Annotated in this window: 9 protein-coding genes; 3 read left to right on the plus strand and 6 right to left on the minus strand. The window is 71.0% G+C overall.

Going from position 1 to position 11,842, the window contains the following annotated elements; translation table 11 throughout:
- Positions 1 to 916 (plus strand): MurR/RpiR family transcriptional regulator (locus GL263_RS12195; RefSeq protein ID WP_438947950.1); only part of this gene is annotated, 916 nt, incomplete at its 5' end.
- Between the two features lie 107 nt (positions 917 to 1,023).
- Positions 1,024 to 1,959: an N-acetylmuramic acid 6-phosphate etherase gene (murQ, locus tag GL263_RS12200; RefSeq protein WP_182855683.1), complete on the plus strand. Its 936-nt coding sequence runs from the start codon at positions 1,024 to 1,026 to the stop codon at positions 1,957 to 1,959.
- Between the two features lie 104 nt (positions 1,960 to 2,063).
- Here murQ and GL263_RS12205 read toward each other — a convergent pair whose 3' ends face one another.
- Positions 2,064 to 3,287 (minus strand): lipase family protein, encoded by a 1,224-nt coding sequence (locus GL263_RS12205; RefSeq protein WP_182855684.1) that lies wholly within the window; start codon positions 3,285 to 3,287, stop codon positions 2,064 to 2,066.
- A gap of 303 nt (positions 3,288 to 3,590) precedes the next feature.
- Complete coding sequence (locus tag GL263_RS12210; RefSeq protein ID WP_182855685.1) at positions 3,591 to 4,409, minus strand: MerR family transcriptional regulator; 819 nt, start codon at positions 4,407 to 4,409, stop codon at positions 3,591 to 3,593.
- A 185-nt stretch (positions 4,410 to 4,594) separates the two neighbouring features.
- On the opposite strand from GL263_RS12210, the gene GL263_RS12215 reads away from it, so the two are divergent.
- Positions 4,595 to 5,539 (plus strand): class I SAM-dependent methyltransferase, encoded by a 945-nt coding sequence (locus tag GL263_RS12215; RefSeq protein WP_182855686.1) that lies wholly within the window; start codon positions 4,595 to 4,597, stop codon positions 5,537 to 5,539.
- Between the two features lie 90 nt (positions 5,540 to 5,629).
- Here the strand turns inward: GL263_RS12215 and GL263_RS12220 are convergent, their stop codons facing one another.
- The 4 genes from GL263_RS12220 to GL263_RS12235 all read right to left on the minus strand — a co-directional run bounded on the left by GL263_RS12220 (position 5,630) and on the right by GL263_RS12235 (position 11,328).
- Entirely contained in the window at positions 5,630 to 7,093 is a 1,464-nt protein-coding gene (locus GL263_RS12220; RefSeq protein ID WP_228456454.1) for an alanine/glycine:cation symporter family protein, read from the minus strand.
- Between the two features lie 279 nt (positions 7,094 to 7,372).
- Positions 7,373 to 8,824, minus strand: a complete 1,452-nt coding sequence (locus GL263_RS12225; RefSeq protein ID WP_182855687.1) for an alanine/glycine:cation symporter family protein — start codon at positions 8,822 to 8,824, stop codon at positions 7,373 to 7,375.
- Positions 8,825 to 9,145: 321 nt separating this feature from the next.
- A complete protein-coding gene (groL, locus tag GL263_RS12230; RefSeq protein ID WP_182855688.1) occupies positions 9,146 to 10,774 on the minus strand; it encodes a chaperonin GroEL in 1,629 nt (542 codons plus the stop codon).
- 350 nt (positions 10,775 to 11,124) lie between these two features.
- Positions 11,125 to 11,328 carry a cold-shock protein gene (locus GL263_RS12235; RefSeq protein WP_004986573.1) on the minus strand — a complete coding sequence of 68 codons (204 nt, stop codon included), beginning with the start codon at positions 11,326 to 11,328 and terminating at the stop codon, positions 11,125 to 11,127.
- Between the last annotated feature and the right edge of the window lie 514 nt (positions 11,329 to 11,842).

Raw genomic sequence — 11,842 nt, forward strand, 5'->3', positions numbered from 1 at the left:
GGCCGGGGCCGCCACGGGAGCGACGGCGGGGGCGCCGCCGGGGCCGGCGGCGTTGGCCGCGAAGGTGCGGACGCTCGCGCCTTCGATGACACGGTCCATGCAGCGGGTGGCGGAGACCGTGGCCGCCGATCCGGCCGGCTGCGCGGCGCTCACCGTCACCGCGCTGGCCGAGCGCACGGGCACCAGCGAGGCGACGGTCGTACGGACCTCGCGGGTGCTGGGCTATCCCGGTTACCGGGATCTGCGGTTGGCGCTGGCGGGCCTCGCCGCCCAGCAGGCGTCCGGTGCCGCGCCCTCGGTGACGGCGGACATCAACGTCGACGACCCGATGCCGGACGTCATCAACAAGCTGGCGCAGGACGAGCGGCGGACGCTCGCCGACACGGCCGCCTGCCTCGACCCGGTCCAGGTCGAGGCGGCCGCCACGGCGCTCGCGGCGGCGCGCCGGATCGACGTGTACGGGGTCGGCGCGTCCGGCCTCGTCGCCCAGGACCTGACGCAGAAGCTGCTGCGCATCGGCCTGCTCGCGCACGCGCACAGCGACCCGCACCTGGCGGTGACCAACGCGGTGCAGTTGCGGGCCGGTGACGTGGCGGTGGCGGTCACTCATTCGGGGCGGACCGTGGACGTGATCGAACCGCTGCGGGTCGCGTTCGAGCGCGGCGCGACGACGGTGGTCATCACCGGCCGTCCGGACGGGGAGATCAACAGCTACGCGGACCTGGTGCTCACGGTCTCCTCCGCCCGGGAGAGCGAGCTGCGGCCGGCGGCGATGTCCAGCAGGACGGGCCAACTGCTGGTGGTCGACTGCCTGTTCGTCGGGGTCGCGCAGCGGACGTACGAGTCGGCGGCGCCGGCCCTGTCCGACTCCTACGAGGCACTGGCGCACCGCCACTCCCCCGACCCCCGGCACTGAGCCCCGGCACTGAGCCACGGCACCGACCGAACACCGGCCATGGCGCCGAACCACTCGATCCCGACCGACAGTCCGCGCCACCGCGCGGCCGAGGAGTGCCCTCCGCGATGACCCCGCACGACGAGTACCACGAGCTGCGTGCCCAGCTCGCCGCCCTCGCCACCGAGCAGTTCAGCCCGGAGCTGGCCGAGGTGGACCGGATGCCCACGCTGCAGATCGTCCGGTTGATGAACCGGCAGGACGCGGCGGTGCCCGGCGCGGTGGCCACGCGGCTGCCGGAGATCGCCGCGGCGATCGAGGCCGTAACCGCCCGGATGGCCGCCGGCGGCCGGCTTTTCTACGCCGGCGCCGGCACGGCGGGCCGGTTGGGGGTGCTGGACGCGAGCGAGTGCCCGCCCACGTTCAACACGACTCCGGGTCAGGTGGTGGGGCTGGTCGCGGGCGGTCCGCAGGCGTTGCTGACGGCGGTGGAGGGCGCCGAGGACAGCAGGGAGCTGGCCGCCGCCGACCTGCGGGAGCGGGGGGTGTGCGCGGCGGACACGGTGGTCGGTGTCTCCGCGTCCGGGCGGACGCCGTACGCGGTGGGCGCGGTCGAGTACGCCCGGCGGTGCGGTGCGCTGACGGTCGGCCTGGCCTGCAACGAGTCGTCGCCGCTGGGCGCGGCGGCGGAGCACCGGATCGAGGTGGTGACGGGCCCCGAACTCGTCGCCGGTTCCACGCGGTTGAAGGCGGGCACCGCGCAGAAGCTGGTGCTGAACATGATCTCGACGATCACGATGGTCCGGCTCGGGAAGACCTACGGGAACCTGATGGTGGACGTCCGGGCGTCCAACGCCAAGCTCCAGGCGCGGTCCCGGCGGATCGTCGCGCAGGCCACCGGCGCGAGCGACGAGGAGATCGAGAAGGCGCTGGCGGCCACCGACGGCGAGGTGAAGAACGCGATCCTCGTGCTGCTCGGCGGGGTGGACGCGGTGCGGGCGGCCGAGCTGCTGGCGGCGAGCGACGGGCGGCTGCGGGACGCGCTGGAGGCGGCGCGGGGTTGAGCCGCGCGGGGTTGAGCCGCGCGGGGAAGGCGGGTTCAGCCGAGGCCGCCGACCGGTCCGCGCGCGATCGGTCCGGTCGGCGGCCTGGCGATCCTCGGGCGGCGTCAGCAGTTGGACTTGGCCGGCAGGCCCGCGAAGCGGGACTCCAGCCACAGGAACACCTCGGGGTACGCGGTGATGGCGCCGCCGACGTGGGTGAGGCCGAGGTTGGGGGAGAACCTCACGTTGGCTCCGGCGGCGCACCAGTCCTTCGACAGCTGGCGGCCGACGCTGTAGGGGATGGCGTCGTCGAGCATGCTGTGGTTGAGCAGTACGGGCACCTTTGGCGCCTGCCTGCCGATGCGCTGCTCCTCGATGATCGGCTTCCAGCGCGGGTCCTGGAGGTAGTCGGCGATGGGCTTGCCGTTGGCGGTGAGCCGGCGGCTGTCGGTGAACGCGTGCCGGGCGACGGCCTCGATGGTGCAGTACCGCTCGGACTCCTTGATGAAGTTCCGGCCGCGCGTGTTGAGGTAGGGGTCGGTGTCGACGTCGTAGCCCTCGGCGAGGCCGACGACGGCGTAGCCGAGGAAGCCCGCGTACGGCGAGCGGTCCAACCGCTTGGCGACGGCGTTGAGTTCGGCGGGCACGGCGCCGGCGGCGACGCCCTTGAGGTGGAGTTCGGGGGCGTAGGTCGGGGCGAGTTCGGCGGCCGCGGCCGCCGCGCCGCCGCCCTGGGAGTAGCCGGTCACGGCGACCGGTCCGGCGGCGGGCACACGGGATCCGGGCAGCCGCTGGGCGGCCCGGGCGGCGTCGAGGACGGCGTTGCCGGAGGTCTTGCGGTTGACGTAGGTGTGGCGGCCGGGGGTGCCGAGGCCCTCGTAGTCGGTCATGACAACCGCGTAGCCGCGCGCGACGAGGCCCTTGACGAACAGGCCCTCGTACTCGGAGCCGGCGGCGAGCTGCCGGGAGGGCGCGCAGTGGTCGCCGATGCCCTGGGTGCCGGCGGCGTAGCTGACCAGGGGGCGTTCGCCCTTGCCGATCCAGGGGGCCTTGGGGGTGATGACCGTTCCGGTGACGGCGGTGGGCCGCCCCTGACCGTCGGTGCTGCGGTACATGATCCGCTGGACGTCGGCGTTCACCTTGATGAGCTTCAGCGGGTCGAGGTAGAAGGTCGCCGGTTCGGCGCGGATGACGTCGCCGTTGTTGGCGGGCAGGCTGGCGGGCGGCTGGTAGAAGGGCGGACGCTCCTCGGTGGCCTGGGCGGTACCGGCGGTGGTGAGCAGTCCGAACGACGCCGTGGTGGCGAGGAGGACGAGTCCCGAGCAGACTCGGCGCAGGGGTGACTTCACTGACACTCCAGGAATGCGGCTCGAGGCGACCACCTGTGTGGGGCGGGGGTCGCGGTGGGGGTGCGACGCGGCGCCGGCCGTGCTGTCCTACACGGCCGGCGCAGTGGCTCTGAACGGAACCTACGGGCCAGTAGGTTCTGCCTGGAGGATGCGACCGGCCTTCCGGAGTGTCAATGCGATGAGCAGTGCTAGTTTTTCACTGGCTGACATGCTATGGCCAAGCCCGGACAGAGAGGAACGGTGAGTCGCGACACGCTTGCGCATCGCGACTCACCGCAGGTCAGCGAGACCCCGCCCGGCCGGTCAGGCCCGGGTCACCGGCTCCTGGAGTTCGGTGACCCAGTTCTCCGAATCGCCCTCACACGAGAGGCTGACCTCCCTCGGGATGCCCGTCGAGCGGTAGCCGTTGCCGTCGATCCAACGGGCCAGCCGTTGGATCGACGGCATCACCCGGTCCATCGAACCGTGGTGCACCACGGTGGCGGCGCTCTCCAGTCCGGGCAGGTCGACCACGTCGAAGGCGTGGGCGGCGTCCGGTTCCACCGCCACGGTCACCCCCGCGTGCACCCGCACGGTGCCGTCGTCCAGCGGCTCGTAGTACGCGACACCCGGGCCGCTCACCGCGACACCCGAACGCTCCAGCTCCTCCAGCAGCCTGGTGTACAGCGGCTGGATCACCGGGCCGATCGACGCCGGCTCCAGGCCGTCCGCGACGGCGGACAGTTCGGCCAGCCGCACCGGGGGCACGCTCTTCAGAACGATGTCGTCGTTGGACATGTGTCCCTCACTCTCGATCACCTGGAGCCTCGCCTCGACCTGGGCCAGCCGCGCCGTGTCGGCGGCGATCGCCGCCGCCAGCTCGCTCCGGCGGAGCCGCAGCATGCCGCGCAGTTCCGCCGTGCCGACCTGTTCGTCGAGCAGTTCCGCGACCTGCTGGAGCCCGAACCCCAGCTCCTTGAGCGCGATGATCCGGTTCAGCCTGCTCAGCTGGTCGGCGGTGTACCGCCGGTAGCCGGTGAACGGGTCGACGTGGGCGGGGCGCAGCAGCCCCACGGCGTCGTAGTGGCGCAGCATCCGCACCGACACGCCGCCGTACCTGGCGAAGTCTCCGATACTCAACATGACACCTCCACAGGACCGCCTCACACAGTGTGAGAGTCAACCTCTCACCTCCGCGCCCACGCGCCGGCCGCCGGGCGACGTCGTCCCGAAGACGGCAACAAACGTTGGCGCCGCCGCCCGACCCGCCGCACACTCGCGGCGTTCGACGGAAGCAGCCGAAGCGGTACAGGACCAGGGAGCGACGGATGAGCGAACGGCACGGGCACCACCACGCGCACGGAGAGCACGGGCACGAGGGGCACGCCGGGCACCACGGCCACGCGGGCCACGAGCCGGATCTGGACTGGCGGGAGATGGCCGAGGCGCTGGAGACCGAGGCCGAGTTGTACGCCGACGGGGTGCGGTTGATGCTCGGCTGGCTGGACGAGGTGCTGAACACGACCGGCGGCGGCTCCCCGGAGCGGGTGCTGGACGTGGGCAGCGGGCCGGGGATCAACACGACGCTGCTCGCCGAGGCGTTCCCCGAAGCCCAGGTGGTCGCGGTGGACGGTTCGCCGGAGCTGCTGGAACGGGCCGCGCACCACGCGGAGCGCCTCGGCCTGGCCGACCGGATCAGCACCCGGCGCGCCGAACTGCCGCAGGACGCCGCCGGGCTCGGCCGGGCGGGACTGGTGTGGAGCAGCAGGGTCGTGCACCACGTGGGCGACCAGCAGCAGGCGCTGAAGGCGCTGGCCGGGGCGGTCGAGGACGGCGGGGCGCTGGCGGTCGTCGAGGGCGGACTGTCCGCCCGCTACCTGCCCCGGGACATCGGCTTCGGCCGGCCGGGGCTGGCGACCCGGCTGGAGGCGCTGCGCGAGGAGTGGTTCACCCGGATGCGCGACGGGCTGCCCGGCTTGGTGTCCGTCGTGGAGCACTGGCCGGCCCTGCTGGCCGAGGCGGGACTGCGACCGGTCGGTTCGCGGACGTTCCTGACGGAGATCCGCGATCCGCTGCCCGCGGCGGTGCGCCGCCATGTCCACGGCCAGCTGACCAGGTCCCGGGAGCGCCTGGCGGAGGAGCTGGAGAGCGACGACCTGGCCACGCTGGACCGGCTGCTGGACGAGGACTCACCCGAAGGAGTGCTGCACCGCCCCGACCTGTTCCTGCTGACGGCGAACACCGTCCACGCCGCCGTCCGCGACCCCTCCTGACCCGGGCCGGGGCCAACGCGGCCGGGACCAACGCGGCGGGGTGGTGTCCCGTCGTCCGGAACACCACCCCGCCGGCGGTCACTTCGCGGTTCAGGCCCGCGCCGACTCCCGGGCGGCGCCGGCCGGCGCCTTCTCGTCCGCGGAGGCCGGCTCCCAGCACTCGACGTTCTTCAGGCCCGGCACGCGGTCCCGGGTGAACACCGGGTCCAGTCCCTGGCGGCGCTGCGCCGTGTAGTCGTCGAGCAGCTTGAAGGCGATCACCGACAGCGGCAGGATCGCCAGCAGGTTGACGAGGACCATCGCGCCCATCGTGATGTCGGCGAGGTTCCAGACGATGCTGACCTTGCCGAGCGCGCCGAGCAGCACGCAGCCGATGACCACGGCCCGGTAGGAGTGCATGACCGAGCGGCGTTCGGTGATGAACTCGATGTTGGACTCGCCGTAGTAGTAGTTACCGATCATGGAGCTGAAGGCCACCATGAAGACGACCAGCGTCAGCGCGTGGCCGGCCCAGCCGCCGAGCGCCTCGCTGAACGCCGTCTGGGTGACGTCCGCGCCGCCGCGCTCCCCGAGGGCGGGGTTGGCGCTGAGGATGATCAGGGCGGTCATGGTGCACACGATCAGGGTGTCGACGTAGACGCCGAGGGTCTGCACGAGGCCCTGCTTGACCGGGTGGCTGGTCTCGGCGGCGGCGGCCGCGTTCGGCCCGGAGCCCATGCCGGCCTCGTTGGAGAACATGCCGCGCCGCACGCCCTGGAGGATCGCCGTGCCGACGGCGCCGCCGGCGACCTCGCGGAAGCCGAACGCGCCGGCCACGATGTCGGCGAGCATGCCGGGCACGGAGGAGATGTTCAGCAGCACGACGACCGTGCCGAGCAGCAGGTAGAGGCCGACCATCGTCGGGATGAGCACCTGGGTGACGCGGGCGATCCGCTTGACGCCGTAGAACACGGCGAGCGCGAGCATCACGGCCAGCGCGCCGCCGAGTACCCACTTGAAGGTGGTGCCGGTGTCGCCGAAGGAGCCGCCGGCGGCCACCGTGATCGTGTTGGACTGGACGGCGGTCAGCACGAAGCCGAAGGTCAGCGTGATGAGGACGGCGAAGAGCACGCCCAGCCAGCGCATGCCGAGGGCGCGCTGCATGTAGTAGGCGGGGCCGCCGCGGAACGTGCCGGGCTCCTTGCCGCGCGACTTGTACAGCTGGGCGAGGGTGGACTCCACGAAGGCGGAGGCTCCGCCGACGATCGCCATGACCCACATCCAGAACACCGCGCCCGCGCCGCCGAGCGTGATGGCGGTGGCGACGCCTGCGATGTTGCCGGTGCCGATGCGGGCGGCGGCGGAGATGGTGAAGGCGCCGAACGGGCTGACGCCGCCGTTGGCCGGCCGGTCCCGGAACACCCGGAACATCTCCGGCACCAGCCGCAGCTGGACGGCCTTGGAGCGGAAGGTGAACCACAGGCCCGCGACGGCTACCAGCGGGATCAGCAGATAGGTCCAGAAGACGTCGTTGACGTCCAGAATGAAGGCGTCCAGCGTGTCGATCATGCTCATGCGGGTGGTGCGTCCCGTCCTGGGTGTGTCGGGTGGGGTGCTCCGCGCGCCGGGAGGGTACGGGTCGCGTACCGGTGGGGCGGCGGCCGGCGGAGGGCGGCGCCTCCGCGCGGACAGGGCGGAACCCCGTCGGAGCTTCCGGGAGGTTAACCACCGTCAACCACCGCTGAACAGACGCTCCGGAAGTGCGGTATCTCACATTATGGGACGGCTTGTCACGCCGAGGGGCGGCCCCGGTACCTGCGGTGTGCGGGGCCGCCCCTGGACGGGCGTTCGGCGTCAGCGGGAGGTGGGCTTCTCCAGGAGGTCGTCCGGGTCCCAGCAGTCGACGTTGCGCAGCCCGGGCACCCGGTCGGTGGTGAAGACCGGGTCCAGGCCCTCCTTGCGCTGCGCGGTGTAGTCGTCGAGCAGCTTGAAGGCGATCACCGAGAGCGGCAGGATCGCCAGCAGGTTGACGAGCGCCATCGCGCCCATGAAGACGTCGGCGAGGTTCCAGACGGTGTCGACCCGGCCGAACGCGCCGAGCAGCACCACGGCCAGGACGGTCACCCGGTAGGCCGGCAGCACGTACCGACTGGCCGTCATGAACTCGATGTTGGACTCACCGTAGTAGTAGTTGCCGATCATCGAGCTGAAGGCGAGCAGCATGACCACGACGGTCAGGGTGTGGCCGGCCCAGCCGCCGAGGCTGTCGGCGAGGGTGCTCTGGGTGAGGTCGGCGCCCTGACGCACGCTCAGGTCCGGGTTGGCGCTGAGGATGATGAACGCGGTCATCGTGCAGATCAGCAGCGTGTCGAAGAAGACGCCGAGGGCCTGGACGAGGCCCTGCTTGACGGGGTGCGTGGTGTACGCGGTGGCGGCGGCGTTGGGCGCGGAGCCCAGGCCGGCCTCGTTGGAGAACATGCCGCGCCGCACGCCCTGCTGGATGGCCGCGCCGACCGCGCCGCCGGCGACCTCGCGGAAGCCCAGCGCCGAGCCCACGATGTCAGCGATCACCCGCGGCAGTTCGCTGATGTTGACGACGACCACGATGGCGCCGAGCACCAGGTAGATGACGGCCATCAGCGGCACGAGCACGGTGGTGACGTGGGCGATGCGCCGCACGCCGCCGAAGATGACCAGGCCGAGCAGCAGGACCATGGCCACGCCGACGAGCGCCTCGAACCAGCGGTCTCCGACGACGTCGAACGAGTTGGAGGTGACGGCGACGATGGTGTTCGACTGGACGGCGTTGAAGACGAAGCCGAAGGTGAGGGTGATGACAACGGCGAACACGATGCCGCCCCACCGCTTCCCGAGGCCGCGCTGGATGTAGTACGCCGGGCCGCCTCGGAAGGTGCCGCCCTCCCGCGGCTCCCGCACCTTGTACAGCTGCGCCAGCGTCGACTCGACGAACGCGGAGGCGGCGCCGAGCAGCGCCATCATCCACATCCAGAACACCGCGCCGGGACCGCCGACGGTGATGGCGCCGGCGACGCCGGCGATGTTGCCGGTGCCGACGCGGGCGGCGGCCGAGATGGTGAAGGCGCCGAACGCGGAGACGTGCTTGCGGCCGTCGGGGGCGAGGGCCGCCCTGCCGGTGACCGCGCGCAGCATCTCCGGGAACAGCCGTACCTGCACGGCCTTGGAGCGGAGGGTGAACCACACGCCCGCGACCGCGATCAGCGGGATCAGCAGATAGGTCCAGAAGACATCGTTGACGTCGACGATGAGGGCGTCGAGGGTTTCCATGCGCGCGTGTGTCCTAGTGGTCGGTGGTGCCTGCGGCCTGTCCGGCGGACACGGGGGGTGTTCCGGCGGTCGGGGAGGAACCGTGGGTCGACGGCCCCCGTCAGGCCTCAAGCAGGCTACCCGCACAAACGGTGGCACAACGCCACAACCCCGTCGGCGGCCGCGTCGCGGCGTCGGCACGCCTTCCCTTGGGGCGGCCGCGCCAAACCGGAGGTGAGGGGCGACACACACAAACGCCCGAGGGCGGCGCCTCCGGGGAGGCGCCGCCCTCGGGTTGGTGCGGACGACCCGGCCGTACGCCGGGCCCTGATCCGGGACGGATCAGAAGTCCATGCCACCGCCCATGCCACCGGTCGGGTCCGCGGCGGCGGCCCCGGCCTTCTCCGGCTTGTCGGCGATGACAGCCTCGGTGGTGAGGAACAGCGCGGCGATCGACGCGGCGTTCTGCAGCGCGGAACGCGTCACCTTGGCCGGGTCGATGATGCCCTCGGCGACCAGGTCGACGTACTCGCCGGTGGCGGCGTTCAGGCCGTGACCCGGGGTCAGGTTGCGGACCTTCTCCACCACGACGCCGCCCTCGAGACCGGCGTTGACCGCGATCTGCTTGAGCGGGGCCTCCAGGGCGAGCTTGACGGCCTGGGCGCCCGTGGCCTCGTCGCCGTCCAGCTCCAGCTTCTCGAAGACGCTGGCAGCCTGGAGCAGGGCCACGCCGCCACCGGCGACGATGCCCTCCTCGACGGCGGCCTTGGCGTTGCGCACCGCGTCCTCGATGCGGTGCTTGCGCTCCTTCAGCTCCACCTCGGTGGCGGCACCGGCCTTGATGACGGCCACGCCGCCGGCCAGCTTCGCCAGACGCTCCTGGAGCTTCTCGCGGTCGTAGTCCGAGTCGGAGTTCTCGATCTCGGCGCGGATCTGGTTGACCCGGCCCTGGACCTGCTCGCTGTCGCCGGCACCGTCGACGATGGTGGTCTCGTCCTTGGTGATGACCACCTTGCGGGCGCGGCCGAGCAGCTCGATGCCGGCGTTCTCCAGCTTGAGGCCGACCTCCTCGGAGATGACCTGGCCACCGGTGAGGATGGCGATGTCACCGAGCATGGCCTTGCGGCGGTCGCCGAAGCCCGGGGCCTTGACGGCGACGGACTTGAAGGTGCCGCGGATCTTGTTGACGACGAGCGTGGACAGCGCCTCGCCCTCGACGTCCTCGGCGATGATCAGCAGCGGCTTGCCGGACTGCATGACCTTCTCCAGCAGCGGGAGCAGGTCCTTGACGTTGCTGATCTTCTGGTTGGCGATCAGGATGTACGGGTCGTCGAAGACGGCCTCCATACGCTCCATGTCGGTGGCGAAGTACGCCGAGATGTAGCCCTTGTCGAAGCGCATACCCTCGGTGAGCTCCAGCTCCAGACCGAAGGTCTGGGACTCCTCGACGGTGATGACGCCTTCCTTGCCGACCTTGTCCATCGCCTCGGCGATGAGCTCGCCGATCTGGGTGTCGGCGGCGGAGATCGAGGCGGTGGAGGCGATCTGCTCCTTGGTCTCGACGTCCTTGGCCTGCTCGAGCAGGGCGGCGGAGACGGCCTCGGTGGCCTTCTCGATACCGCGCTTGAGGGCCATCGGGTTGGCACCGGCGGCGACGTTCCGCAGACCCTCGCGGACCAGCGCCTGGGCGAGGACGGTCGCGGTCGTCGTGCCGTCACCGGCGACGTCGTCCGTCTTCTTCGCGACCTCCTTGACCAGCTCGGCGCCGATCTTCTCGTACGGGTCCTCGAGTTCGATCTCCTTGGCGATGGACACACCATCGTTGGTGATCGTGGGGGCGCCCCACTTCTTCTCGAGGACGACGTTGCGGCCCTTGGGGCCGAGGGTGACCTTGACGGCGTCGGCGAGCTGGTTCATCCCGCGCTCGAGGCCGCGCCGCGCCTCCTCGTCGAACGCGATGATCTTGGCCATGTGAAGTGGTCCTCCCAGACGGGGTGGATTTCTTCGGACCGCGCTGGCGCCCGCGACGGACGGCCTGCGAGCCTGGCGGTTCCTTACCCCACCCGGCCTGCGGACCTCACCGAACCGGTCCTCCGTTGTCACTCTCACCTTCAGAGTGCTAACGCCAATGATTAGCACTCGACCCCGTCGAGTGCAAGGCGGTTCCGCGTCCCGGGGTGTCCGCCGCATGGCTCCACGGCCCGTCCCGGCGGCTCGGGAGCCGTGTTCGGGGGCGCGCAACGACAAAGGGCCCGCGCCCGGTTGGGGCGCGGACCCTTCGTCGGTCGCCGTGAGGCTCCCTACAGGTGTATGGTCGCCGCTCAGGCCGTGACGCGGACCATGTCCGCCTGCGGCCCCTTCTGACCCTGCGAGATCTCGAACTCCACTCGCTGTCCTTCTTCCAGGGTGCGGTAGCCGTCCATCTGGATCGCGCTGTAGTGGACGAACACGTCCGCACCACCGTCGACCGCGATGAAGCCGTATCCCTTCTCCGCGTTGAACCACTTGACGGTGCCCTGAGCCATTCCTAACTCCCCTATTGCTGGCCCTTGCACGAGACCGCACTCCGCGGACCCGGGTCAGACCTCACCCCCACAGCCGCGGGGGTGTGCGCCGGAACGCGTCGACCGCCGCTGAATGTATCCGCACGGAAGCCCTCTGCAACAGGCCATCCAGGCGAGAATTCTGGACTAGACCAATAGGGCATTACGCGCACACGGCAAGAAACCCGGGCAATCCTGGCCGGGCATAACGGAAGAACACGACATCCTTCCCGTCGTTCGTCGACAAGAAAGTTCGCGTTCTCAGACACATGAATGAGTCATGTGAGGGGGGGTGCGTGGGGAGCGGGGCCACTCTACCGCTTCACCACCACGCGGAATGCCCGCCTCCGGCCACCTCATGGCACAACAGTGCAACCGATTTCCGGCCCATTTCGGACAGCTCTGGGCCACGCTGGGCGCTGCGTCACCTGACCGCCGCGTACAGCGAGCGGAGGCGCGCCCATGTGTGACTCGGACACCCGCCGGACACACAAAG

It is taken from the genome of Streptomyces durbertensis, assembly GCF_014156695.1.
GTDB lineage: Bacteria > Actinomycetota > Actinomycetes > Streptomycetales > Streptomycetaceae > Streptomyces > Streptomyces durbertensis.